Source organism: Streptomyces sp. TSRI0107 (assembly GCF_001905845.1).
Taxonomy (GTDB): Bacteria; Actinomycetota; Actinomycetes; order Streptomycetales; family Streptomycetaceae; genus Streptomyces.
Map to the genome: position 1 here is coordinate 560,147 of NZ_LIVZ01000003.1, position 25,674 is coordinate 585,820.

Consider the following 25,674-nt stretch of genomic DNA (forward strand, 5'->3'; position numbering starts at 1 on the left):
TCACCGTCCCTTCTTCTTCCGGGAGTTGCCGGGGGGCTCTTCGCCCGGGGCGGCGGAGGACGTGCCGTCGGAGGTGCGGCGGCCGACGAAGGGGAGCTTGCGGACGAGTTTGCGCGCTCCGCCCTCGCGGGCCGTGATCCATTCGGCGTAGCGGTCGGCGAGGTCCCGGTCGTGGGGCCGGGTGGCGTGCTCCAGCCGTTTGAGGTCGGCGACCCGCCAGTACTGGGCGGGGTGGCTCATGATCGCGGCGGTGTCGTCCTTGTGCGCCTGGGAGAGGCCGGCCCGCGATCTGAGGGTGGCGGCCGCGACCACATGGCCGAGCGCGGTGTCGTCGAGCCGTTCCGCTCGTGTCACCAGGCGGCGCACGGCGGTCAGATAGCCGTCGAGGGTGGAGTGGCTCAGCTCGGGGAGGCGGTCGCGGAGCCGGCGGACGTCGGCGGGCAGGGCCAGCATGGCGGGCACCAGGCGGTACCGCTTGAGCGCCTGCGGCGCCGCCCACCGGTCGATGCCCGCGATGGCGAACGCGGCGGCGAGTTCGGTGGCCTCGCGGGCCTCGTGCAGCGCGGTGTGCAGGTCGAGCGTGGTGCGTACCCGTTCCCGCGCGGCGGCCGGCAGCCAGGCGGAGCGCCCCGGGGAGGCGAGCACCCGGCACAGTTCCAGGCAGGCCTGGAGGTCGCTCTCGTCGTCGATGCGCTGGTTCAGGGCCCGGTCGAGCCACTGGCCGACCGCCGGGTCCACGCGCTCGCCGGCGGGCAGCCGTTCGGCGATCGTGACGGCCTCCCGGTGGGTCCAGGTCCGCGACGGCTGCCGCCACAGGCCGCGCAGCAGCTCCTCGTCGGGTGACGCCGCTTCCCTGATCCGCAGGATCTTGAACATGAGGTCGACCGTGTGCGAGGGCTCCCGCTCGGCCCGGGCCCGCAGGTGATGCTCCAGGAGGACGGGGTGGTCGCGCAGGTCCCGCTCGTGCAGCAGTTCGGCCGGGAACTGCGAGAAGAGCTGTTCCTGCCCGCGGCGCCCCTCCAGCGCCTCCCGCACCGCGATCACCAGGGCCTCGCGCATCTCCGGAAGCTCCCGCACCAGTTCGGCCACCTCCCGGCGCAGCCCGGGGCCGGGCGTGGCGGACGCCCCGACCAGGGCGTGGGCGAGGGCCAGCGTCTCGCGCGCCAGGACCTCCGGTGCCGGGGCGAGCCGTGCGCCGAGCGCCCACAGCAGCAGCCGGGTCCGCTGCCGGGCGGTCGCCGCCTCGCCGCTCAGCAGCCGCTCCCACAGTGCGGTGGCCCGCTGCCGCACCGCGCGGTCGGCGAGCGGTACGGGCTCGGCGGCGTCCTGCGCGCCGGTCATGTAGGCCCGCATGCGGGAGGCGTGCAGCTTGCCCTCGATCTCCTGGTGCACGGTGAGGTCGCCGCCTGCCTTCGCGGCGGCGCTGAGCGCGGCCAGCTGGCGGTCGTCCAGTTCCCGGTGCTTGCGGTGCAGGTCGGCGGCGACGCCCGCCCGGCGCGGCCCCAGGTGGTCGGCGCCGGCCAGCCAGTCGATCACCGCGCGCACGTCGGCGGCGGCGAGCGTGATGCCGCCCGAGGCGGCCGCCGCGGCGACCGGGGCGTGCCAGTCGCCGGGGGTCTCCTCGCCGCCGTGGGCGTAGTCCGCCGTCCAGGACCAGACGGGCCGGACGGAGCCCACGCCGATCCGGGTGAGGAGCAGTGTCAGGTCGGGCGCGGCGACCTCGGGGAACACCCCGCGGGCGAAGTCGAAGACGGTGTACGCCGCCTCGTCGTCCGGCCCGAACTCCAGCTGCGCCTCGGGCACCGTGCCGATCAGGTGGAGCCGGCTGCGGGCGGGGCGCAGCACGTAGGTGGCGAAGGAGAGGCGGCGGGCGAGCGGGGGCGGCAGCAGGTAGGAGACGGCGGCGAACCAGTGCGCGACCCGGTCGCTGGTGTGGTCGACCACCACCACCGAGCCGTGTTCGGTGAGCGCGGCGAACACGGCGGCCAGCAGGTTCGGCAGCTGCGCCGCGTGCGGGTGGCCGTGCACGAAGTCGCGGACCGCGCGCACTCCGAGGGGCCCGCGCGGCGGTGCCGCGAGCGGTGGGAGCTCCGTGGTCGGGGACACGGTGCCGGCCCACACCGGGGAGCCCCACAGCTCGATGCCGAGCATCCCGTCCCCGGCCGCCGGGAAGTCCTCGCTGTGCAGGGCGTGCGCGAAGTAGTTGCCGAAGCGGCGGGCCGAGTCCCGGCCCACGTAGCGCACGCACAGCGCGGTGGCCCGGCGGCCCTGCCGGTCGTACGGCCGGTAGCAGAGGTTGACCGGGCAGCGCTCCAGCAGCTCCGGGGTGTCCGACTCCACCATGGAGCGCGGCGGTTCGTACCCGGCGAGCGCCTCCACGGCCTGCCGGGTCTCGGCGGTGACGCCCGCGCTGACGGCGTTGAACTGGAACCCGGAGAACCCGCTCAGCCCGTGCTCGCACGAGGTGTAGTACAGCTGCTGGAAGCGGGTCATCCGCGCCCTGCCTTCGGCACCGAGCCGAACTCGCTGAGCAGCCACAGCAGCGGATCGGCGACCCGGTAGGGCTGGATGCCGGTGGGGGCGACCCGGGCGTCGGGCGTGGGGTTGCGGCCGAGGGAGGAGACGCCGAAGTACCGGTAGCGGGTGTAGTGGTTGTCCAGCAGGTGGTCGATCGGCACGCCGTCCCAGTCCTTCAGCAGCCGGCGCACCTCCTCGTGGACGCTGAGGCTGTCGCCCACGTCGAACCGGCCGCGCGAGGTGGCGTGGGCGCGCAGCGGGCTGCCGCCCTCCAGCAGGTGCCAGAAGGCGTCCATCTTCGAGAACACCACCGCGATCGGCGTGTCGATCTTCTGCGCGGACCGGCCGCTGCGCGGGGCGAGGAGCAGGCTGGTGATCCGGGACAGGACGTTGATCGGCGCGTCCAGGCCCTCGGTGCCGGGCAGCGGAGTGCCGGGCAGGGCGCTGTCGCGGGCGCCCGGCATCTGCAGCGGGTCCAGCAGCAGCACGATGCCGTCGGCGCCGGTCAGATAGCGGGTGTTGAGTTCCACGCTCTCCCGGGAGCTGAAGTCCTCGCCGGCGGTGTCGAAGAACGACAGCACGGTGTGCTGCGGCCGTTCGCCGAGCAGGGTGCGCCGGCGCAGGCCGAAGCGGAACACCAGCGGGTCCACCCGGTTGAGGTTGGTGGAGGCGGTCTGGGTGCCGGGGAACATCTGGTTGGCGCCGTAGAGGCGTTCCTCGTAGTCGGAGCTGTAGCGCCGCATCGTCGCGTCGTCCAGGCCCATCAGATGCGCGCCGAACGCCTCGCCGACCCGGTGGCGCATCTCGTGCAGCAGCACCGTCATGTAGACGGTCTTGCCGGACGCCTTGGCGCCGACCATGGCGATCAGCCGGCTGTCCACCATGCCGAACTGGACGGGCAGCGCGGAGTGGCACACCGGGCAGATCCGGTACGTCGTCTCGCCCTCGCAGTCCGGGCAGGGGGCGGTGGGCTTGCGGCCGTCGGCGGCGAACACCGGGCCCAGGTCGTGGCTGGGGCGCGGGCCCATCCGGTCGTCGAGCACCTGGTCGCGGCTGGGCTCGCACTTCTTCCCGGCCCGGCTCAGGCGGGTGTTGCAGCGGAAGCGGATCTCGCGCGGGGCGAAACTCTCGTAGCAGTAGGGGCAGGTGAGGCGTCTGGCCATCAGGTCACTCGCAGTCTGTGCAATGCCGTCGGGCGGATCTCGATACCGGAGTCGGTGCCCGCGTTCGCGTCCGCGGGGAAGCAGACCAGCCAGGACGGGCCCCGGGTGGCCGGCAGCTGGACCTCCACGGTGAGCGGGGTGCCGGCGGGCAGGCGCTGCGCGGGCAGCTCGTGCACGACGGTGCCCTCGGCCGTGCTGGTGGGGCGGAACCGGCCGAGGCTGTGGACGATGCGCAGGCCGGGCAGGTCGCAGCCGGTCTCCGAGGTGAACGTGACGGTGGCCACCCGGCCCTTGAGGCGCCGGCGCACGGTCGGCTCGTACTCCACGACCGGCGGCTGCGCGGGGACGAGCAGCGACGAGGCGCCCTCGCACTCCCCGCCCAGGTCGGGGACCAGGGCCTCCACGGTCAGGGTGACCGCGCCCCGGCCGACGGCCAGGTCGAACCCGCCGTCGTGCTCGTACACCCGCCGCCGGCACACCACGTCCCCGTTCTTTGGTCCGCCGCCCGCCGAGCCGTCCTCCCGGCGCCAGCGGACCCGGGCGCTGAGGGCGCCCTCGGGCCACGCCCAGAGCACGAGCAGGTGGTCGTCGCGGCGGACGGCCTGGAGTTCGCCCACCGGGACGGCGAACAGGGACGGCGCTTCACCGGGTGTGCCGGTGCCGTCCGGATGTGCCGAGTGGGGCGGCGGGGGCGGTGGCTCGGGGGCGGCCGCGGGGGGTGCGGCCGGGGCCGAGGGCTGTGAGAGGTCCGGCGGCTGTCGGGGGCCGGGGATGGTGGCGGCGGGTCCGGTCGTGGGCGGGGTGTCCGGAGGCGACTCGGGGGGCGGTGCGGCGGGCTGCTGCCGCGCGGACGGGCCGGGCTCGGAGGTGTTCCCTGGGGCCGAGCCGGGCTCACCGTGCGGTGCGGGGCTGCCGTTCCCCGCCGGGGAGGTGTCCGGGCGCGCGGAGCCGTCGCCGTACGGAGAGCCGTCGCCGCGCGGGGACGCGTTCCGGTGCCCGGCGTCGGCTGCGTCGGGCGCTGCCCCCGTGCTCGCCGGGTGGGGCTCCGGTTCGGGGTCGTCCGGCTCGGGGGGCCAGGTCAGCGGGTCCGGGTCGGCCACGGCGGCGGGGGGTGCGGTGCGCGTGTCCGGGTCCGTCACGGCGGCCGGGGGCGCGGTGTCCGGGCGGAAGTGGCCGAAGTCCGCGCGGGCGGCGCTCCGCGGCGAACCGGTCACGACGCGCAGCACGCCGAAGTCGTGCAGCGCCAGCAGTCCGCGTACGACGGCGAGTTCGGGCATGTAGCAGCGCACCGTGAGATCCCGCGCGAGCGGCAGCGCCTCGATCTCGGCCCGCCGGCCGGGCGCGGCGTTCAGCCCGCCGGCGAGCAGGACGGTGTCCACCGCCGGTTCGGCGTCGGCCAGTTGCTCGGCGACGGCGGCGAGGGCGCGCTCCCGCAGCGGCGCCACCGCCTCCTCGAAGGTGGCCCGGTCGAGGGTCACCGGGTGCGGTGCGCCGGCCGTGTCGAGCACCGGCTCGGTGACGCTGTCGGCGGCGCCGAGCGCGCGCCGCAGCATCTCCGCGGCCCGGCGCGGGTCCGCCCCGTCGGGCAGCCGCCCGGCGAGCCGGGCGGCGAGCGCGGCGTCCCAGTCGTCCCCGCCGAGCCGGACGCTGTGCGTGCGGACGACGTGGACGGTGAGATCGGGGCTGACGGCGAGGAGGGTCAGGTCCAGGGTCGTCGCCCCCTGGTCGCAGACGAGGACCGCGTGGTCCACGCCCTCGGCGACCGCGCCGTAGTGCAGGGCCACGGCCACCGGGTCCGGCAGCACCCGGTCGACGACGAGCCCCGCGCCGTCCGCCGCGCGCCGCAGCTCGTCCTCGCCGCCGCCGGTGGCGGGTATGCCGAGCACGGCCCGCCCGTCCGGGCCGGGCGGGGCGGAGCCGAGCAGGGCGGGCAGGGCCCGCTGCGGGTCGAGGACGCCGTCCGTGCCGTCCAGTCCGGTCGTGACCACGTCCGGCAGGCCGTCGGGGCCGATACGTCCGACGTGTCCGAAACGGTGCCCGAGATCGATGGCGATCATGTCCTGCCGCTCCCCTCTCCCGTGAACGGCGCCGTCCCGTCGGCCGCCACCCGTACCGCGCCGTCGGCCCCGACGCCGACGCGCACGCGGCTGCCGGGCACGGGCCGGTGCTCCAGCAGATGGCGGACGACCGCCGACCGCACCTGTTCCAGCTCGTTGCGGATCTGCCGACCGCCGTACGCCTGGTGCTCGGGGTCCGCCATCCGCTCGGTGATCCACGGGTGCAGGGTCGCGGTGTCGGGGACCAGCTCGACGCGATGGCGTTCGCGGACCGACTCGGAGAGCTGCGCGAGCAGCCGGTCGGCGATCCTGACCACGTGCTCGTGGCGCAGCATGTCGAAGACGACCACGCCCGGCTTGAGCCGTCCGTAGATCTCCGGCCTGCCGATCTGCCGGAACTTGTCCTCCACGGCGCGGGTGAAGTGCGCCTGCAGCTCGGCGTAGGACAGGTCGTCGTCGCGTTCCTCCAGCAGGCTCTGCAGCGCCTCGGCGCCGGTGTTGGAGGTGAAGATGATCAGGCACTGGGAGAAGTAGGCCGTCTGGCCGCGGCCGTCGGTGAGGCGGCCGTCCTCCAGCACCTGGAGGAACTTGTCCAGCACCTTGGGGTGGGCCTTCTCGATCTCGTCGAAGAGCAGCACGCTGAACGGCCGCTCCTGCACCCGCCGGGTCAGTTCGCCGCCCTGCTCGTGGCCGATGTAGCCGGGTGGCGCGCCGGCCAGCCGTTCCGCCGCGTGCTCCTGCTGGTACTCGCTCATGTCGAAGCGGGCGTAGGCGCTCTGGTCGCCGAACATCAACTCGGCGACGGCCTTGGCGAGTTCGGTCTTGCCGACGCCGGTGGGTCCCACGAAGAAGAACGCTCCTCGGGGCCGGGCGGTCCCGGAGTTGCCGAAGTCGACGCCGACGAACGCGGACTGCAGCGCGGACGCCACGGCGTCGACGGCCGTGGCCTGGCCGACCACCCGGGTGCCGAGCACGTCGGCGGCGCGGGCGACGGTGTCCCGGTCGAGCTGGGTCCACGGGTCGACACTCACGTTGAGCCGGTGCAGTTCGAGCAGCTTGTCCGGCTTCTGCAGGGGGGCGTTGCGCAGCCACGAGGTCCTGGACAGGGAGTCGATGTCCCAGCCCGCCATGCCGTCGGTGGCACCGACGAGCCGTTCGAGGTCGGCGCGGGTGGCGTCCTGGGCCCCGTTGAAGTGGTGCTGCAGCCAGGTCAGCCACAGGCGCCGTTCGCTGGGGTCGGGCGGGCCGATGTGCAGGGCGGCGATCCGCGGGTCCTCCAGGTGGAACCAGCCGGGCAGCCGCCCGACGTCACCGACGGCGCACAGGACGGCGTTGCGGGCGTGCGGGGGCCGGCCGACGGCGGTGCGCGGGGTGACGGCGTCCGTCATGGCGGCGCGCAGCCGCAGATAGCCGAGCTGCGACTCGGGCTGGCCGGGCGGCAGCTGGTGGTCGACGTCCTCGAAGACGAAGGCGGTGGCCGCGTCGGGTGAGGCGACCAGGCGCTGCACGGTGGCGACGACGTCGTCGAAGGTCCTGGGCCGCCCCGACCGCCGTGGCGCGAACAGCCGCTCCCGGCCGCGCTGCCGCTCGTCGGCGCGCCTGGAGGACGCCGAGGCCGGCCGGTCGCCACCGGCCGGCGCGTCACCGGCGGGCCCGCCACCGGACGGCGCGCTCCCTCCCTCGCCGGTTCGCTCACCGGCGTCGTCACCGGCCCCTTCCCCCGCCGCACCGCCCGCGGTCTCACGCGGCCGTTCCTCCCGAAGCCGGTCGAAGCGTTCCGCGTGGCCCGGCAGCGGGAAGGTGAGCCCGTCGACCGGGTCCCACCAGCCGACGACCTCCGCGCCGCGCAGTTCGAGCAGTCCGGCGACCACCTGCCGGAAGGAGGCGGGCCGGTCGCGGAACCACCAGCGGTCCCTGATCTGCCCGTTGAGGATCACCTGGCGTCCGCGCCGCAGCTCCCAGCCGAGGGACACCGCCCACAGCGGCATCATGCCGTCCGCGGCGACCGGCTGCCCGTCCCCGCCCGTGCCCTCGCGCCGCTCGGGCGGCGGGGCCGACGGGGTGCCGTGCTGCGGTTTCGCCCATTCGACGGTGCTCACCCGCTCCACCTCCACTCCCCGGCGTCCGGCAGCGACCTGCCCTCGCCGCGCGGCGGCCTGCTTCGGCCGTGCGGTTTGCCGTCCCAGGTGAGTTCGCCGGGCACGAAGCCGTCCCGTTCGCCGATCGCCTCGTGCACCCGTTCCAGCAGCTGCTCGGTGCTGTCGCAGACCGCGGCGTCCGGGTCGGGGCGCAGCGTCACGTCGGGTTCGCCGTCGACGTGGTAGACGAGGACGGGTGTGCCGCCGCCGTCGGTGGCGATGGTCGTCTCGTACGTCGCCCCGCTGGGGCGTTCGAAGCCGAGCACCAGGCGTACGCCCTGCTCCTGTCCGCCGGTGAAGGCGAATCCCTCGCTGAGCATGGCGTCCTGGAGCGCCTGGGCGAGGTCCATCCGACGGGTGTGGGCGAGCTGCAGTTCGTCCAGGCGGAGTTCGGCTTCGGGGAGCAGTTCCTCGAGGGCGGTGACCGCCGTGAGCGCGTCGGCCGCCGCGCCGTCGGCGAGCGGCCCGGTGACGGCGTGGACGGCGGTCTCGATGCGGTGGGCGAGGTCCGGGTCGCCGAGTGTGCGGGCCTCGTCCGCCGCGTCCTCGGCGGAGCGGCGTACGACGCCGAGCCGGTCCCGCGCCTCGGCGAGGGCCTCGGCGTGGGCCGCGGCGAGCCGTTCCCGCTCGGCCTCCTCGGCGGCGGCCTGTGCGGCGGCCCGCTCCTCCGCCTCGCGCCGGGCCTCCTCGGCCTGGCGCTGTGCCTCCCGCGCCCGTTCGGCGCGCCGCCGTTCCTCGGCGGCCTGCCGCTCGGCGGTCGCGGCGTGCCGGGTGAGCGCGTGTTCCGCCGTGCCGAGCAGGGCCTCGAAGCGGGTCTCGCCGCCGGGTCCGGCGGTGGCGCGCAGTTCGCCGATGAGGTCGACGCAGGCCCGGTGCCCTTCCGGATCCTGTGCGGCGGCCTCGGGGCCGATGCCGGTCAGCCGGGCCTCCAGCGCGGCGAGCACGGCGTGCTGGTCGGCGCCCGGACCGGTGGGCTCGCCGCGGTGGCGCAGCAGGACGATCCGGCCGCGCAGTTCCTCGATCTCCCCGTCGAGGGGTTCGGCGCGGTCGATCCTGCCCTGGAGCGTGGCCAGCTGCTGTTCGAGGGCGGCCAGTTCGCCGGAGGCTGCGCCCCCGGACGCCATGGCCTCTCCCAGCAGGTTCCGCACCTCGGCCAGCCGGCGGGCGTCGGCGCCCGCCTGGTCCTGGCGCAGCCGGGCGGCGTGGGCGCGCTGTTCGGCGGCCCGCCGCTCGGCCAGCTCGGCCCTTCTGCGCTCCGCCTCCGCCCTGGCGCGCTCCCGGCGTGCGGCGGCCTCGGCGGCGCGCCTGGCGGCGCGTTCGGCGCGCTCCCTGGCGCGCTGTTCCTCGCGCCGCCGCCGGGCGGCGGCCTGGGCGCGGCGGCGTTCGGCCTCCTGCCGTGCGTAGGCCGGGGCGACCCTGACCGTGCTGTACTTCGGTGATCCGCTCATGTTTCCCTCCGCGCCTGGGTGTGCAGCACGAAGCCGCGCGCCGCGAGTCGTTCCTCGAGTCCCTCCCGGAAGCCGGGGGCCGGTGGCACCCCGGCCCAGGAGAGGGTTCCGTCGGCCTCCACGGACAGCTCGATCCCGGCGCTGGTGTCGGGCTGGGCCGCCAGGTCCGGGTAGCGGTCGGTGAGGGCGACGATGCGCTGGTTGGCGGAGCCGCGCCAGCGCAGACTGCCGTGCCGGGACGCCACGTAGGGGCCGTCGACGAGGAGGTCGAGGCGGCGCAGCAGCGCCTGCCGGTCGGGGCCGCCGCGGCGCAGGGCCTCGTACCGGAACCCGGAGTACGCCATCGCGCTGAGCTCCGGGCGGCGCGCCCGTACGGTGTCGAGCAGTTCGGCCAGTGCGGCCGCCTGGCTGAAGGGCTCCCCGCCGGAGAGGGTGACGCCCTCGATGCCGGGCAACCCGCATATCCAGTCGGCGAGTTCGGCCACCGGATGGGTCGTGCCGCCGTCGAAGGGCAGGGTCTCGGCGGCCACGCAGCCCCGGCAGCGCAGCGGGCAGCCCTGCACCCAGATCACGGCGCGGGCGCCGGGCCCGAGGACGGTGCAGCGGTCGAGCCGCCGGGCCACCGAGAGGAGCGTCAGCTCCGCCATGCGGTGTTCTCCTTCCGGTCGTGCGGGGTGGCGGCGGTGCGGGCCGCGGTGTCCGTGGCGGCGTCCGGGGGCCGGTCCGGGGCCGCGGGGCGGGCCTCCTGGCCCCGCTCGGCCAGGTCGCACCAGGGGCACCAGGGCCGTTCCACGGTGTGCACGTGCCGGGGGTCGGCCCGGCAGGTCCGCAGCCGTCCCGGCGCGCACTCCTCGGCGAGGGCGCCGGCCCAGTCCGCAGCGGTGGGCCGGTGCCCGCCGAACGCGGCGCGGAACAGAGCGAGGAGCCGGCGCGGCAGCAGGTCGGCGGGGGGCGCGGAGCGGGGCAGGACGACCGCCGTCCGGTCGAGGAGGCGGCAGCGGCCGTGCAGGACGTTGTCGTCGTAGGAGAGGTAGGCGCCGCCGTCGCCGGGGTGTCCGGCGAAGGGGTGGAGGCCGTGCATCAGCAGCTGGTGGACGAGGACGGCGAGCACGAAGTCGTCGGAGGCGTCGTCGGGCGCGGTGCCAGCGGGGGCGCCGATGCGTTCGGGGGCGGTGTATCCGGGGGTGCCCATGCGGCCGGGGAACACCTCGCCGCCGTCCCTGAACTGCCAGGAGTCGACGTCGGCGATACCGACCCCGCCGTGTCCGTCGACCCACAGGTTGTCGGGTTTGAGGTCGCCGACGACATAGCCCTCGCTGTGCAGGTCCGCGAGGAGGCGGGCGAGGGAGGCGGCGGCGGTGAGCGCGGTGGCCCAGGTCGCGCCGGGCAGGAACACCCGGCGGGCGGCCGGGGTCAGCAGGTGGGTGAGCGGCTGGTGGGCGTGGCGCATGTCGGTCATCAGGTAGCCGTCGACGCCGTCCGGTCCGGGGCCGCCGGCCCGTATCCCGGCCATCGGCCAGGCGACCCGCTGCGGGGTGCCGGAGAGCAGCCGGACGGTGCGCGGCTCGCGGCGCTGCCGCACCAGCCGGGCGATGCGGCGGCGGTAGGCGGCGGGGTCGGGCGGGGCGGGCACGAGCTTGGCGACCAGCGGGCGCGGGTCGTCGACGCCGTACACGACTCCTTCGGAGCCGCTGCCGATGCGCCGGGTCAGCCGCCATTCCCGTCCGTCGCCGGACACCGCTGTCAGGGCCACCGTCACCCGCCGTCCGTCAGGGCGCACAGCACGGTCAGGTCGTCGCCGGAGCGGGCCGCCTGCGGTCCGGAGAGCAGGGCGCGCAGGGGTTCGGCGTCGCCGCCGTTGTCGCGGAGGGTCGCGGCGAGCCCGCCGAAGAACCGCGCGGACGGCAGGGGCCCGGCGTGCGGCGGGAGCCGGTGGACGGAGGGGTGGTCGAGGGTGAGGGCGGCGCAGCCGTCGGTGGCGAGGACGACGCCGCTGAGGTGCGGCTCCCACACCACGAACGTGCGGGTCCGCAGCGCGGCCCCGGGCGAGGAGAGGAAGACCGGTCCGGGCCCGCCGGGGGCGGGCGGCGGCAGGACGAGGTGGCAGCGTTCCGCCGGGTCGGTCCCGGCGGGCTCGCGGGTCAGTACGGTGCCGAAGCAGTCGCCGACCGACACGAACGCCGCCCACGGGGGCCGTACGACGGCTGCGGCGAGCGTGGCGGCGAGCGCGCCCGCGTCCACCGGCCGGTCCGGAGTGGTCGCGGCCAGCAGGCTCCCGACGGCGCGCCGGTGGTCGGCGACCACGCGGGCTCCGGTCTCGGCGATCCACCGGGTCCAGGTCTCGGGCGGGTCCTGCGGGCCGGGGACGTCCTCGGCCAGGACCCGGCAGGCGGTGTCCACGGCGAGGTGCGCGCCGAGCGCGCTGCGTTCGCGCCCGCCGGCGCCGTCCGCGACGGCCAGCACGACCGTGTCGCCCGACTCGACCGCCTTGAAGGCGTCCTGGCATCCCTGGCCGGCGGCCAGGTGTCCGGTGCCCTGGACGGAGGCGCCCGCGACGATCACTGGTACTTCCGCTCGAGCTCGTCGAGGCGCTGCCGCTCCCGTGCCAGATCGGCCACCCGGCAGTGGATCTCGTCGGCGGCCTGCACGGCACCGATCCGGTCCGAGCTCTGGAACAGCAGGTCGAGGATCTGCCCGAAGTCCAGGCCCTCCAGCATCAGCGCGGCCTTGGGCGCGAGGACCCGCAGCAGCTCCAGGTCGGCGCCCCGCACGCCGATGGCCTGGAACACGCACTCGCCCCGCTCCTCGCCGCGGCGCACCTTCTCCGCGGTGCCGGCCAGCGCGGCGGGGTCCATCCGCCGGCCTTCGCGGTCGCTGGGCGCGCCGTCCGTCAGCACCCACAGGAACGGCCGCCGCACCTGGACGTGGCGCGCCTGGAGGGCCTGGTGGCGGTTCCTGGCGAGGTCGAGCGCGGTCTCGACGGCGTCGGTCATGCGGGTGAGCCCCGAGGCTTCGAGGCGGGGCGGGCGCATCCGGTCCACGGGGACGAACAGCCGGTCCGGCGGGACCTCTTCGACGGGCACGAGCCGTTCCCTGACGGGGTCGAGGACCCGTACCCGCGAGTCGAAGGTCATCAGGCAGACCTCCACCCGGGCGCGCAGCCTGGGTTCCGCCCTGACCCCGTCGAACCAGCCGGTCAGGGCGTCGTTGAGCTCGTCGATCCGGGGGTTGCCGGCCGGCCGGCCCATGGAGGCCGAGGTGTCGAGGATCAGGACGACGGGCTGCCGTTCGTCGTAGCCCTGCGCGAAGCCGAAGTCGTACTCACTCATGCCCGCCCCGTCCCGTTCTCGTCGCCGGGGTCCGCCGTCGCGTGGGCGACGAGCCCGCCGCGCGCCGGGTCGTGGCGCACCTCGACCTCGGTTCCCGGGGGCAGTCCCGGGGTGTCCGGGAGCATGCGCAGCAGCACTCCCTCGACCAGCACGTACGCGTCGGGAGCCGGCCAGGTGACGATCCGGCCCCGTGCCCCATGACCCCACTCTTCCATCCCGCCACTCATGTGCCCACGTTAGGTGACGCGACATCAACTGTCCGCGTCAGAACGGAAATCGCGCGCCCGGGTACGCCCGCACGCTCCTGTGCGCCCCCCGTGCCTCCCTACGCGCACCGGGGTGCTCTTCCATTGCAGCGGATCAGCCGGTCGGTCTCCGGTCACGGACCGGGCGGATTCCGGCCGGGATGCGCTCCACGAGTCCGGCCGCCTCCGGGGTGCTCACCACGAAGTGGACGTCCCAGGTCGCGCCGCGCGCCAACTCGGCTTCGACGGCCGCCCATACGGCGCCCAGCGACACGTGCGGCGGCAGCCCGCCGCGGCCCGAGCCGAGCAGCGGCAGGCAGATGGAGCGCAGCGGCGGGGTGTGGCGGCCCTGCTCCTCGGCGAGCAGCGCCAGCGCCCGGGCCACGGCCCGGGTGACGTCGGCCGGCAGCACGTTGTAGTCGTTGGTGCCGGCGCGGGGCACGGCGATCGCCGCGTGGTAGATCCGCCGTACGCCCTGCCCGGCGAGGGCGCCCGATCCGGTGGCGGCCACGGTGCCGGGCAGCACGGCGCGCCCCGACGTGCCGTGCCTGGCGGCCCAGGCGCGCAGTTCGCCGGGCAGCGGGTCCTCCAGGACCTCGCCGGTGACCCCGCGCACGGCGGCGGCGCGGCGCAGCGAGGCGGCGACGGACGCCTTGTAGGGCTCGGGCAGGGCGAGGTAGACGTTGGACGGGGAGACGACCACGTCCACGTCGCGCAGCAGGTCCACGGGGTGCAGATGGACGGTGAGCCGCACGGGGCGGCCGCCGGCCCAGGCGTCCACGGTGCGGTGGGTGCGGGCGCCCCACTCGCCGGCCGCGGCGCCGGACGGCACCCCGGCGGTCCCGTCCGGCTCCTGCGTGTCCCCCGTCTCGTCCGCGAGCCGCGCGATGTGCTCGGCGATCTCACCGAGGACCATCACCTCGTGGTCCTTGCGGAAGCGCTCGACGCTCACCCCGTACACCGAGGCCGCCCGCGACCGGCGCGAGGACGCCGGCCAGTCCCGGGTGCCCTGCGCCAGCCCCAGCGTGTACTCGGCGGCGGTCCGCAGCGTCCCCGCGTCCAGGCGCGCCACGGCGAGCCGCAGCAACGCCTCCACGGCCGCGCCCGGCGTGCGGGCGGCGCCCGCGCCCACCGCCTGGGCCGCCGACTCCAGCGCCGGCAGCGAACGTCCGTGCAGCCGCACCAGTCCCGCACGCCGAACTTCCTTCAGTTCAGCGAGAAGTGACGAGTGATCAGGGGGAGACGTCGCCATGGGACCACCATGGCATCACTCTTCACAGAGGGACAAGCCGCAGGCGGGCGGCCCCCGGGCCTCAGTGCCGCACGGGCCTGGAGATCTTCGCGCGCAGCGGATCCAGGATCTCGTCCGCCTGTTTCATGCCCTCCTCCGAGGCGAGATCCGGGATTCCCCGGTCGGGCAGCACCTCCAGCGGGCCGCCGTCGACGTGGGTGAGGCGATCGTGGAAGAGCACCAGGGCGCGCTCGCCACGGTTGCGCCGGGAGTCCCAGACCAGGCCCATGACGTCCGGTGCCTGGGCGCGGATCTCGCTCGACCAGCGCCGTGTCCAGGCGTAGTTGCTCTCGTCGTCCAGCAGGGTGGCGTCCCGGCAGACCGCGGCCAGGTCCCGGCCGGTCACCAGGGAGGCCAGGGTCAGCTCGCACCGGGTGCGCAGGACGCTCAGCGACCGCTCCCGGACCACCGCGTACGGGATCCGCTGCTCGCTGTGCGCCGGTTCCCAGGGCCGGGAGCGCAGGACGCTCTCCGCGAGGGCGGTCAGCGGGCTCTCGGCCAGGTACAGGCTGTGGTACCGGTCGAGCACGGTCCCCTCGAAGCGGCCTCCCTCGAAGTGGATGTCCGCGAGTCGCGGGTTGAACTCGCCGGGCCCGTACTCGGTCCTGTGCACCCGCCACAGCTCGGTACCCGCCGGGATCACCGCCCGGTTCGGGCGCAGGACCAGCTCCGTCATGGGAAAGAACCCGGTCATGGTCGAGACGTCGCTCATCCTTCGCCCTCCACCAGTGCGGTGGCCGCGCCGACCAGCCGGTGGTCGGGCAGCCGGCCGAGGAGCCGTGCGGGGGTTCCGCCCAGCCAGGTGTTGCCGCTGAGCCACCAGGCGGCGGCGCCCCACGGGTCGATGTCCGCGAGCAGCAGCCGGTTGACCTCCAGGACGACGTCGTACGGGCTGCCGCCGGCCGCGCCGAACTGGAACTCCGGGTAGCGGTCGCCGTCTCGGGGGTCGGCCAGCCGGATCAGCTCGGCGGGCGGGGCGCCGCCGCAGCGGGCCCGCGCCTCGGCCGCGGAGAGGGCGGGCGCGCGGAGCAGTTCGTCCTGACCGGTGTCGGTCTCGGTGGCTGGTTCGGGTGCTGGCTCGGGCGTTGGTTCTGGCGCAGGTTCGGGCGTCGGTTCGGGCGTTGATCCGAGCGCAGGCTCGGGCGTCGGTTCGGGCGTAAGCTCGGGCGTTGATCCGGGCGTCGGTTCGGGCGCCGCCGACGGGTGTGCCAGCCAGGTCACCAGTTCCCGCGCGCCCGCCACGGCCGACGGTCCGGGCGGTGCCGCGACCAGCCGGGACGAGTCCATCTCCTCGCGCACCGGGTGGTCGAGGGCCAGCGGCAGCAGCGCCAGGCGCACGCCCTGGAGCGCCTTGCGGACCGCTCTGTCGTCGTCCGGCGGTGTTCCGGCGAGTGCCGTGAGCCGGGTGAGCAGCAGCCGGTGCTGCTCGTCGTCCATGGCCTCGCGGATGCTGTCCCGGTGTTCGCCGATCAGGGCGAGCAGCCGTTCCGCCGCACCCGAGTCCCCTTGGTTCACGCCTTCCTCCCTTCGGTCGTCGTCCGGGCCGGGCCCGGATGTCCCTGGTGGATGAACGGGGCCCACAGCGCGACCCGTTCGAGCCCGGGCCGCCGCATCTGCCGCAGCAGTTCGCCGTGCAGGGAGCCCGGGTTCTCCCGCTCGGGGTCGAGCATCCACAGCTGCGCGGCGCGCAGCGCGTCGACGGGGCTGAGCCGGTCGACGGTGAGGTGGTGGTGGAACACGGCCATCAGCAGGGCCGACGCGCTGTCCCTGGCCGTCCATCGCGATCCGACGACGTCCCGCGCGCCCCCGGCGACGAACGCCGTGGTGAGGGTCAGCGCCTCGTCGTGGTCGCGGGTGCTCAGATCGGTCTCGCAGGCACTCAGCACGACCAGCGGGCCGTCGGCCGCCGCCCCCGGGTTCTCCCGGTCGAGCAGCCGGGTCACCGTCAGGCCGGCGCCCTCGGCGAGATGCAGACCCGAGACCGTCGGGCGGGTCCCCGCCGAGCCGTGCGCGGCGACGTGCAGCAGCGAGGCGCCGTCGGCGAGCAGGGCGAGGAGGTCGTCGGGCGTGCCGGGGACCAGTTCGTCGTCGTCGGCCTCGTAGATCGCACCGCACAGCCGTGATTCGGGGTAGAAGGAGTCGCGCAGGGCCATGACCTCGATCTCGGCGTGCAGCAGATCCATGTTCGGGTCGGCCACCAGGACGGGGGCCGCCGCCGGGTCGCGCGGCGCGCGCCGCACCGTACGCAGGAACTGGCCGCCGGAGGCCGCGTAGCTGACGACCGTGGTCCGGCAGAGGTGGTCGTGGGGCGCGTCGGGCGGGAAGCGCGCGGCGTGCCAGGGGACGATGCCGAGGCGTCCGCAGGGCACCAGGACTGCTCTGAGCGGCCCTTCGTCGCGTTCCCCGTCGGCCGTCAGCCGCTGCTCGATGCCGCCGAGGACGGGGCCGAGCACCTGGAACGCCCAGTCGCACAGCTCGTCGAGGGCGTCCTCCCAGGCCTGCGTGGCCGCGGCGTCGCGGGGGTGTCGCTGGTGGGCCGCCGTGGCGTCGAGGTAGGTCTCCAGCGGGCCGCTCCCGGTGCCGGACAGCAGCGGCAGCGGGCCCACGCCGACGCCGATCCGCGGCCCCACCGCGATGACGACGCCCGGGTCGTCGCGCTCGCCGGGGACGAGGTAGACGAGGACGTCCGCGCCGCTCTCCTCGACGCCGTCGGCGAGGTCGCCGAGCGTGGGCGTGCCGAGCAGGCCGCCCTCCCGCCGGTAGCCGAGGGCGTCGAGGGCCTGGCGGCGCAGGGTGCTGGGCAGCATGCCGGGGACCTCGCCCCCGGCCTCGGTGCCGCTGTCGCGGGAGGCCGCCCGCCAGGCCTCGGCCAGGTCGGGACGCCCGGCCCGCTCCAGCAGTTCCGGTACGGCCGAGGAGGTGGACGCGGCCTGAAGCACCAAGGCCCGGCCCAGTTCCAGGGCGGTGACGGCCTCGTGCACCCGCCCGTACGACAGCGCCCACCGGGCGGCCAGCAGTCCGCGGCTCGCCCCGGAGCGGGCGGCCATCAGCCCGTGCTCCGCGCCGGACTGGAGCAGCACGTCGGCGGCGAGCGTGGTCAGCGACTCCAGGGCGGTGTCCAGGGCGGAGACGTCCTCGCGGTCGTCCCTGAGCAGGCGGCGCGTGTGGTACGCCTCGGCCAGGTGCCACAGCGCCTCGGCGGCGATCCGGGGTGCCCGGCCCTCCCGTACCCCGTCACGCACCCGTTCCAGCTCGTCGATCGCGGCGTCGAGCAGCGCCGGGTCCTGCGCCTGGGCGTAACGCACGGTCAGGGCGAGTGCCGAGGTGTAGAGGGTGTCCGTCGAGGCGTCGGCGGGCGGGGGCTCGTGATCGGGTACCGCGGTCGGCTGTTCGCCGGTGAGCACCGCGCGCATCAGGCCGAAGTCGGGGGCGTAGGGCAGCGGAAGCTCGGAACCGAAGGGCAGACCGCTCTCCTTGGCGCCGGTCGTGCCCTTCTCGATGGCCGACAGGGACCGCAGCAGGTGCTCCTTGTCCCGGGTGACCGCGCCGAGCCTGCCGTACGCCGCGCCGAGCGTCCACTCGGCCATGAAGCGCAGCGGAGCGTCCTCGGGGACCGACCGTCCCAGCGCTTCGGCCTCTTCCACCAGCTCTTCGAGCGCCGCTAGGTCCTCGGCCTCCCCGGCCGCCATGATGCGGGCGTACAGCGGCAGCGCGCGGCCCAGGACGGTGGGGTCGCCGACGTGCGGGGGCAGTGATCCGGCGATCTTCTCCATGTGGCCGGCGATGGCCTCGCTGTGGTCGCGGCCGGCCGACCAGTCCGCGTAGGTGCCGCCGACGCCCGGGCTGATGTGGAGCAGCAGGGCCCGCAGGCTCTCCAGGGCGGAGGTCGCGTTCGCGGCACCCGGCAGGGACAGGTCCTGCACCGAACGCAGCCTGCCGAGCAGGTGGTTGAGCGCCTGGGGGTCGCCGCTCTTCAGAACGTCGTCGAGTCCGGAGGTGGTGGCGTGGACGGCGTCCAGGGCGGCGACCATGTTGCGCAGGTCGTCGGCGGTGAGGGCCGGTTTCGGTTCGGGTTCCGGCTCGGGTTCCGGTTCCGGCTCTGGTTCCGGCTGGGATGGTTCCCGCTCGGGTTCCGGTTCCGGCCGGGCTTGTGGTTCCGGCTCCGGCCGTGCGCCGGGGCCCGGAGCGGTGCCGGGCGTGCCGCCGCCCGCTCCGAACATCCGCTCCATCATCCGCCGCAGCTCGTCCGCGTGCGGAGAACCGGCGGGCATCATGCCCGCCACCAGATCGCTCAGGCCGGGCCCGGACGGAGCCGACAGGACCGCCAGCGACCGGCGCAGGTGCTCCAGAAGCTCCGGTGGCAGCGGCAGCTCCAGCACCTCCGTCATCAGCCGCTGGATCTCCGTCGCCGCGGCCATCATCCCGGCGAGGCCGACACGCGACTGCCAGTCCAGGAACGCGGTGAGGTCGGGCGGGGCGCCGGGGGCGCCCGGCTGCGGCCGGACCGGCGAGACATGGGTCATCAGGAACAGCGCCGCCCACCGGCGGTCCTCCTCGGACACCGCCGCGCCGAGCGGAGTGGCCGGGTCACGTGCCTCGCGCAGCAGCTTCTCGGCCCGCTCCCGGTCCGCGGGCGTCCCGCCCCCGGCGGCGTGCCGCAGGGTCAGCGCGCCCGCCAGCCAGACGTCCACCGCGCCGCGCAGCTCCGCGTCGTGGTCCAGCAGCCGGGACAGCTGGTCGAGTTCGGTGACGGACGCGTCGTACGCCCGCGTCGTCGGCGTGGCGCCGCCCATGCCGGGCATCAGCCGCCGTACCCGCTCCGCCGCGTCCGTCGCCCAGGCGCGCAGGCCCTGGACACCGCCGCTCTCCTCCTGGCTCACCGGCACCCTGCCTCTCCGGGACCTCGACAGCCCTTTGGATCACCCCACTATGCCGATCCACCGCGCGCCCGGGGGCGACTTCCACCGGTTCTCCCGCTCAACGCCCGGAATCCGACCGCGCCGCGCCCAGGTCGGCGCGCATCGCCCGGCGCATCTCCCGCAGCCGCTCCCACAGGGCGTCGATGTCGCGCTGGACGGCGGCCGGCGAGTCCCCCGGTCCCGGCACCCCGTCGTCGAGCCGCCGCACCATGCCGTACAGGGCGCCCAGTTCGTGGCTGACGGTGGCCGCCGGGCCGAGCACCCGGTCCGGCAGCCGCATCTGGGCCTCGGCGTACACCTCGCGGTGCTGGTCGCGCGCGGCGGTGAGCCGCTGCCGTACGGACGGCAGCTCGGTTTCACGGCCCAGGGCGTGCAACACGTCGGTGAGGGCGGCGAGATAGTGCCGGGCGGCGGTGTTGACCGCCACATAGCAGGCCCGCAGCTCCAGCGCCTCGCTGCGCCGCTCCCACAGTTCCTCGGCGCGTTGCTGCTCGCGCCGGCGGCCGCGGTCCGCCGCGCGCTGGGTCAGCAGCGCGGACAGCAGCGTTCCGACCACTCCGACGACCGCGACCAGCGTCGCGGTCCCCACACCGACGTCCACCCGGCCCCCATCCCTCGTTTCCGCCGCACGACCAGGGAAGCAGCGCGGGCCGGGCCCGGTGAATGCCCGGCCCGGACGTCGCCCGGTGTTCGCCCCGCCGCCGACCAGCCGGGCGGCCGGCGGGCGAATCCCGGTCGGCACCCGGGCGCTTGGGCCGAAACCGGTGCGCCCGGTGGTGCCGCGCCGCATCATGTGCCCACGGGCGCGACCGGGGCGTCGCGGCGCGGCGGGCGAGGCGGGGAGGCACGGTGCGGGACGAGGAGAGCGGCGGCGTACGGGGACTGCGGGCCTGGGCCGCCGAGGCGACCACGCGAGGTGCCGAGCTGATCCGCCGGGTGGGCAAGGAACCCGTGACCGCCGAGGAGTTCGACGCTACGGCCGCCGAACTCCGGCAGCTGCGGCTGCTGCTGGACCACGACCGGGCGCTGCTCGGCACGGTCACGCTGTCGCTCGGGGCCCTGCTCGCCATGCGGCACGCCACCGGGCAGGGCACACCGGCGGACCGCGAGGAGGCGAGACGTCTGCTCGAGGAGGTGCGGGACCCGGCGACGCCCGCCGGGGAGGCGGTGCCGGCGGAGGGGCGGCGCTGGGCGGCGCTGTACCTGCTGACGCTGAACGAGCTGGCGGTGCCGGGTTCCGGCCCGGGATCCGCACCGGACTTCTGGTCCGTCTTCGACCAGTCGCTGGGTGCGAGGCACGGTGATCCGGCCGCCGAGGCGGCGAAGGTCGCGTCGCTGGCCGCCGAGCTGGAGGGGCTGCCGTTGCCCCCGGAGGCCCGGGACCAGGTGCGGCAGATCCAGGACGTGCTGTCGTACGTGTCGCGGGCCGACTTCTCCGACCCCGGGACGCTGATGTCGATGCTGCCCGCGGACTTCCCGTTCACCGAGCAGCTGAGGATGCTGCTGAACCTGATGCCGTCCGTTCCGGACACCCCGGACACCCCGGCCACCCCGGCCACCCCGGCCACCCCGGACACCCCGGCCACTCCGGCCACTTCGAACACGGAGGACTCCGGACCGCGGCAGGAGCCGAGGGCGCGTACCGGGGCGGAGGCCGAGGGGGACGACACCGTCACCGGGGCGTGGCTCGCCGCGCTGCTCGGCACCACGGAAGCCATGCGCGACGGCGATCCGGAAGCCCTCAGCCGGCTCCTCCAGCGGCTGGCCGGGGACCTCGACCGGCTGCCGGACGGTCATGACCGGGCCGGCGAGATCCGGCAGCTCATCGGACTGGTGCTTCAGACGGGCGAACCGCTCGGGGGCAGCCGGATCGACGGCGCCGTCGCCGAGACCCACCGGGAGTCCGTCGGCGAGCACTACGCGCGGCTGGCGGAGGCCGATCCCGCCGCCGCCCAGCTCACCGTCCCGCTGCGGGCGATGAACCTGCTGGTCGCCCTGCGCGCGGCGGAGGACGCCGAGGACGAGCGCGAGCTGCTGCGGCTGGTGGGCGAGCTCGCGGAACTGGAGCGGACCACTCCGGAGGATCACGCCTTCCGGTCGCTGGTGCTGCTGGCGCACGGCAACGCGCTCGCCACGCTCGGCCACCGCACCGGGAACACCGAGAACATGGTGCGGGGCCTGGCCCGGCAGCAGGAGGCCCTGACGGCCTCGTCGGTGCGGGAACTCGGCCTGCCGGAGAGCCTTCTCACCTCCGTCCAGGAGGCTCTGCAGGCCTCCCGGGCCGTGGTCGGCGGGACCCCCGACCTGATGCCCGCGCCCACGCCGCTGCCCGCGAACGCCTCCACGGACACCCGTTACCTCGCCGGTCTCTCGGCGACGCTCCGGCACTCCGTGACCCGGGACCCGGCCGACCTGGACTTCGCCATCGGCGAGCTGGAGCAGGTCCGGGCGCAGGTCCGCAAGGGCCGGTCACCGCAGCTCGCGGGCGACGCGCTGTGGCAGCTCGCGGAGAACTACCGGACCCGGTCGGGCCGTACCGGGGACGCCTCGGACCGGGCGGCGGCCACGAACGCGGCGCTGGAAGCGCTCCAGGCGCTCGCCGGTGACGTCGTCCTGCAGACCGGCCCCGACCACGGCCTGCTGGCCGCCCGGTCGGGTGCCGACCGCGGGGTGCGGGCGGCGATCTGGGCGGCCGCCGAGGGACGGGTCGAGGACGCCGTGGCCGCGCTGGAGCTGGGCCGGGCCCTGGTGCTGCAGGCGGCGGCCACCTCGCGGGCGGTGCCCGAACTGCTCCAGGCCCGCGGGCACTGCGAACTCGCGCGGGCATGGCGGGACGCGGAGGCGGGAGCGCCGGGCACCGCCGACGGACTGCCCCGCGAACTGCCCAGCTCGCTGCGCCGCCGCGCGCTCCAGGCGCTGGGGCACCGGGATCCGGACGGGGCGCTGTTCCGCACGCCCACGGTCGGAGAACTCAAGGCCGGGGTCGCGGCGGGTGACGCCGACGCGCTGGTCTACCTGCTCGCCGGCCAGGGCGACACGCCCGGCATGGCGATCGTGGTGGGCCCGGACACCGGCACCGGCGTCCGCGCGTTGCCGCTGCTGTCCGGTGAGCACAGCGGTCCGCTGGAGCGCTACCTCGACGCGGCGGGCGCGCGCCAGCGGCAGCCCCGGGACGCGGGCGTCGCCCAGGCGTGGGAACAGGCCCTCGCCGAGCTGTGCGACTGGGCGACCGGCGCGGTGATCGCCCCCGTCATGACGGGCATCGCGGAACGGCTCGCCGCCGACGACGGCCGGCGCAAGGACCGTCCCGGCCCGCCCAGGCTGGTGCTGGTGCCCTGCGGGCGGCTCGGCATCGTGCCGTGGCACGCGGCCCGGCTGCCCTCCGAGGCGCCGCACGACTACGTCTGCGAGGCCATGGTGATCAGCTACGCCGCGTCCGGCAGGCAGTTCCTCGACACCGTCCGCCGCGCGCCGCGCGTCCCGGGCGCCGCGGCCGTCCTGGTGGCGGACCCGACGATGACCCTCACCCACGCCGAACTGGAGGTCACGGCGCTGCGGCAGGGGCCGTACCCCGAGGCCCGGCTGTACGGCGACTTCTTCGAGCCCCCGGTCGAACCGGTGGGGCCCGGCACGCCCGACGATCTGCTCGACGAGCTCACCGGCGGCGCGTCCCTGCTGCACCTGGCGTGCCACGGCTCGGCGGGCGTCAGCCCGACGGAGTCCTCGCTGCAACTGGCCTCCCCCGACGTCTCCTCGGCGGGAACGGATCCGGGCCTGCTGACCGTGTCCCGGCTGCTCGCCCGGCCGGCCGGCGAACGAACCGGGACCGACGGCCCGTTGGTCGTGCTCAGTGCCTGCGAGACCGATCTGACCCACCGTGACCACGACGAGGCACTGACCCTGACGACCGCCTTCGTGGCGCGCGGCGCGCGCGACGTGGTCGGCTCGCGGTGGGCCACCGCCGACTCGGCGGCGGCGCTGATGATGGCCGTCTTCCACCACTACCTGACCGTCGAGGGCCGGAGCCCGGTCGACGCGCTCAGGGCCGCGCAGGCGTGGATGCTGAACCCGCGCCGCGAGAACCCGGGTTCACTCGACGGCCGGCTCCTCGACGAACTGCGCAAGGGCCCCACCCTGGACCATCCGGCCGCCTGGGCCGCGTTCATCCACCAGGGCCATCCGGGTCCGGCCACGCCGGGGAGGCGGTGAACGCGGGCCGCGCGTCCACGGGAGCGGTCCGCCTCGCGCGGCACCGGTCCGTCTCACGGGGCGCCGGTTCACGGTCGAGCGCGTGAACGCGGGCCGCGCGCCCACGGGACCTGTCCGTCTCACGCGGCACCGGTCCGCCCCGCGCGGCGCCGGTTCACGGTCGAGCGGCCGGCCGCGCCGCTCGCACCACCCCGCCGCGCCGCTCGCACCGCCCTGCCGCGCCGCTCGCACCACCCCGCCGCGTCAGCGAGTCGCCGGGCCGGCGGTGAGCAGCGGCCGGTGCCCGTCCGCGGGCGGTGCCGGCGTGGGCGGCCGGCCGTGCCCCGCCGGCGCCCCGGACTCGATGTCGGCGACCAGTTGCCGTAGCGCGGCGACCACCTGCGGGGACGGCGGTCCGGCGGGCAGGCCGCCCAGCGCGCGGCGGGCCCGGTGCCAGGCGCGTCCGCGGTGGCCGTCCCGCTGGTCCACGACGGCCTGGGCGTACCGCGCCAGGAGGCAGGCCCAGGTGTCGTCCCGGACGTCCGGGTCGGCCAGGGCGCGCCGGGCGCTGCGGCGGGCGGCGCCGGGGGCGAACGCCGCCTGGGCCACGGCCGCGGCGGCCCGGCTGACGGCCGGGGAGGGGCCGCCGGGGGCACCGTAGGGGATGCCGTCCGCGGCCTGCTGGAAGTGCGCGGCGGCGGCCGGGGCGTCGTGCTCGTGCAGGGCCAGGAGGCCCTGCACATGGGCGATGCGGCCGAGGGTGGCGTCGTCCCCGGCCAGCACGGCGGCCGGCCAGGCGCGGCCCAGCAGGGTGCGGGCCTCCAGTGGGTCGGTGGCCGCGGTCAGCCATGCCGCGAGCCACAGCGCGCGCACCGCCACGGGGCTGTCCGGTTCGCACAGCGGCAGCAGGTGGGTGATGTGCCGGCGGCCCTCCTCGGCGCTGTCGTACACCGCCCACCAGAACCACAGGCCGACGACGGCCTCCAGGGCGCCGTGCGCGTACTCGGGGTGGGCGACGGCGTACCGCACCGCCGCGCCGATCTCGGCGTGTTCGTCGCGGGCGACCTGGACGGCCTGCCGCTGGCTGCCGCCGTGCCACAGGTTCTCCGCGACGGCGGCCGCGCGCCGGCAGTGCGCGAGGTGCCGTTCGGCGGCCACGGGCAGCTCGCCCGCCTCCCGCAGCCGTTCGGCGCCGAACTCCCGGGCGGCCCGCGTCATCCGGTAGCGGGGCTGGAGCGCTCCGCCGGTGCCGCCCACCGGTTCCAGGATGCCCACCGCCGTCAGCTGGGCCAGGCACGCGGGCACCTGGTCGGCCCGGACACCCGCGCCGGCGCACAGGAAGACGGCGGTGGACTCGGCGAAGGAGTCCACGAAGACGCTGGCCCGGTCCCACACGATCCGCACCGCCCGGTCGTACAGCACGTATCCGGCGCCGATCGCCTCGCGCAGCGAGCGGTGTCTGCGCAGCGTCGGGTGCGGGCTGCTCAGCCAGCCCTGATCGCGCCGCAGCAGCCCGGCGAGTTCGCCGACCGGGAGCCGGGGCGTCTGCGCGGCGGCCAGTTCGATGGCGAGGGGCACTCCCTCGACCAGCCGGCACACCTCCGCCGCCGCGCGCAGCTGCTCGTCCCCGGCGTGGAACCCCCGTGCCGCGGCGCGGGCCCGTTCGACGAACAGCCGTACGGCGGGGCCGGGGGCGCCCGGGTCGTCCGGCACCTCGCAGCTCAGCGGGGCGAGCCGCAGCACGCGCTCGTCGCCGAGGCCGAGGACGCGGCGGGCGGTGACGAGCACGCGCAGATCCGGTACGGCCATCAGCAGCCGCTGCACGAGGCCCACGCACTCGGCGTGGACGGGGTCGACGTCGTCCAGGAACAGCAGGACGGGGGCGGCGTGCAGGTCCCGGACCAGCGCGATCACATCGGTCCCCGCGTCGATCCTGCGCCTGCCGGTCACCGCCCGGGCGAGGGCCGCGCCGAGCGCTCCGGGCCCGCCCGGTCCGCTGCCCTGCCAGCGCACCCTGACCGTGCGCCGCCACGGGCGGTCCCGCCGGGACGCCGCGACTTCGGCGGCCAGGCGGCTCTTGCCCACGCCCGCCATGCCGGTGACGGTCACCAGCCGGTGAGCGGCGAGGTACTCGCGCAGCAGGGCCGTCTCCCGCTCCCTGCCGACGAGGGCGTCCGAGGTCCGGTTCCCGGACGCGGGCCGGAACACCGGCCCTCCGACACTTGTCCACACGTCCTTGACTCCCCGAACCGTTTCGGTGCGCGATCGCCTGCCGACGCCGCCGCAGTCGCCGCAGCGGACTGCAGAACCGTCACTGCAAAGGCCTCATGGCAACCCCAACGCGACGCCGGGCACCGGGTAGCGCCCACCGGCCCCGGA

Annotated in this window: 17 protein-coding genes; 1 reads left to right on the top strand and 16 read right to left on the bottom strand. The window is 75.9% G+C overall.

Features of this window, described 5'->3' with window-relative positions:
* The 15 genes from AMK31_RS09495 to AMK31_RS09565 form a co-directional block, all read right to left on the bottom strand.
* Entirely contained in the window at positions 1-2,493 is a 2,493-nt protein-coding gene (locus AMK31_RS09495) for a GTPase-associated protein 1-related protein (protein ID WP_073939945.1), read from the bottom strand.
* Positions 2,490-3,680, bottom strand: coding sequence for a TRAFAC clade GTPase domain-containing protein (locus AMK31_RS09500; protein WP_073939946.1), 1,191 nt, complete (start codon positions 3,678-3,680; stop codon positions 2,490-2,492). Before AMK31_RS09500 ends, AMK31_RS09495 begins: the two co-directional genes overlap by 4 nt.
* Positions 3,680-5,737: an Hsp70 family protein gene (locus AMK31_RS09505; protein WP_073939947.1), complete on the bottom strand. Its 2,058-nt coding sequence runs from the start codon at positions 5,735-5,737 to the stop codon at positions 3,680-3,682. Before AMK31_RS09505 ends, AMK31_RS09500 begins: the two co-directional genes overlap by 1 nt.
* Positions 5,734-7,836 (bottom strand): AAA family ATPase, encoded by a 2,103-nt coding sequence (locus AMK31_RS09510; RefSeq protein WP_079186795.1) that lies wholly within the window; start codon positions 7,834-7,836, stop codon positions 5,734-5,736. Before AMK31_RS09510 ends, AMK31_RS09505 begins: the two co-directional genes overlap by 4 nt.
* Positions 7,833-9,323, bottom strand: a complete 1,491-nt coding sequence (locus tag AMK31_RS09515; protein ID WP_073939948.1) for a hypothetical protein — start codon at positions 9,321-9,323, stop codon at positions 7,833-7,835. The genes AMK31_RS09510 and AMK31_RS09515 overlap by 4 nt, the downstream gene beginning before the upstream one ends.
* On the bottom strand, positions 9,320-9,970 hold the full coding sequence (locus AMK31_RS09520; protein WP_241842593.1) for a 4Fe-4S single cluster domain-containing protein: 651 nt from the start codon (positions 9,968-9,970) through the stop codon (positions 9,320-9,322). Before AMK31_RS09520 ends, AMK31_RS09515 begins: the two co-directional genes overlap by 4 nt.
* Positions 9,958-11,082, bottom strand: coding sequence for a protein kinase domain-containing protein (locus AMK31_RS09525; RefSeq protein ID WP_079186782.1), 1,125 nt, complete (start codon positions 11,080-11,082; stop codon positions 9,958-9,960). The genes AMK31_RS09520 and AMK31_RS09525 overlap by 13 nt, the downstream gene beginning before the upstream one ends.
* On the bottom strand, positions 11,079-11,885 hold the full coding sequence (locus AMK31_RS09530; RefSeq protein WP_073939949.1) for a protein phosphatase 2C domain-containing protein: 807 nt from the start codon (positions 11,883-11,885) through the stop codon (positions 11,079-11,081). The genes AMK31_RS09525 and AMK31_RS09530 overlap by 4 nt, the downstream gene beginning before the upstream one ends.
* Positions 11,882-12,652: a vWA domain-containing protein gene (locus AMK31_RS09535; RefSeq protein WP_073939950.1), complete on the bottom strand. Its 771-nt coding sequence runs from the start codon at positions 12,650-12,652 to the stop codon at positions 11,882-11,884. Before AMK31_RS09535 ends, AMK31_RS09530 begins: the two co-directional genes overlap by 4 nt.
* The gene (locus AMK31_RS09540) at positions 12,649-12,879 is read right to left on the bottom strand and encodes a hypothetical protein (RefSeq protein ID WP_241842594.1); all 231 of its coding nucleotides are present in this window, start codon (positions 12,877-12,879) and stop codon (positions 12,649-12,651) included. Before AMK31_RS09540 ends, AMK31_RS09535 begins: the two co-directional genes overlap by 4 nt.
* A gap of 133 nt (positions 12,880-13,012) precedes the next feature.
* The gene (locus AMK31_RS09545) at positions 13,013-14,149 is read right to left on the bottom strand and encodes a hypothetical protein (RefSeq protein WP_073939952.1); all 1,137 of its coding nucleotides are present in this window, start codon (positions 14,147-14,149) and stop codon (positions 13,013-13,015) included.
* A 61-nt stretch (positions 14,150-14,210) separates the two neighbouring features.
* On the bottom strand, positions 14,211-14,900 hold the full coding sequence (locus AMK31_RS09550; RefSeq protein ID WP_241842595.1) for an RES family NAD+ phosphorylase: 690 nt from the start codon (positions 14,898-14,900) through the stop codon (positions 14,211-14,213).
* Positions 14,897-15,703, bottom strand: a complete 807-nt coding sequence (locus AMK31_RS09555) for a hypothetical protein (protein ID WP_073939953.1) — start codon at positions 15,701-15,703, stop codon at positions 14,897-14,899. Before AMK31_RS09555 ends, AMK31_RS09550 begins: the two co-directional genes overlap by 4 nt.
* Entirely contained in the window at positions 15,700-19,068 is a 3,369-nt protein-coding gene (locus AMK31_RS09560) for a CHAT domain-containing protein (RefSeq protein ID WP_241842596.1), read from the bottom strand. Before AMK31_RS09560 ends, AMK31_RS09555 begins: the two co-directional genes overlap by 4 nt.
* Positions 19,069-19,165: 97 nt before the next feature.
* Positions 19,166-19,708, bottom strand: a complete 543-nt coding sequence (locus AMK31_RS09565) for a hypothetical protein (protein ID WP_241842597.1) — start codon at positions 19,706-19,708, stop codon at positions 19,166-19,168.
* 248 nt (positions 19,709-19,956) lie between these two features.
* On the opposite strand from AMK31_RS09565, the gene AMK31_RS09570 reads away from it, so the two are divergent.
* Positions 19,957-23,316 (top strand): CHAT domain-containing protein, encoded by a 3,360-nt coding sequence (locus AMK31_RS09570; protein ID WP_073939954.1) that lies wholly within the window; start codon positions 19,957-19,959, stop codon positions 23,314-23,316.
* Between the two features lie 243 nt (positions 23,317-23,559).
* On the opposite strand, the gene AMK31_RS09575 is transcribed toward AMK31_RS09570, so the two are convergent.
* Positions 23,560-25,527, bottom strand: a complete 1,968-nt coding sequence (locus AMK31_RS09575) for an ATP-binding protein (RefSeq protein ID WP_143204224.1) — start codon at positions 25,525-25,527, stop codon at positions 23,560-23,562.
* Between the last annotated feature and the right edge of the window lie 147 nt (positions 25,528-25,674).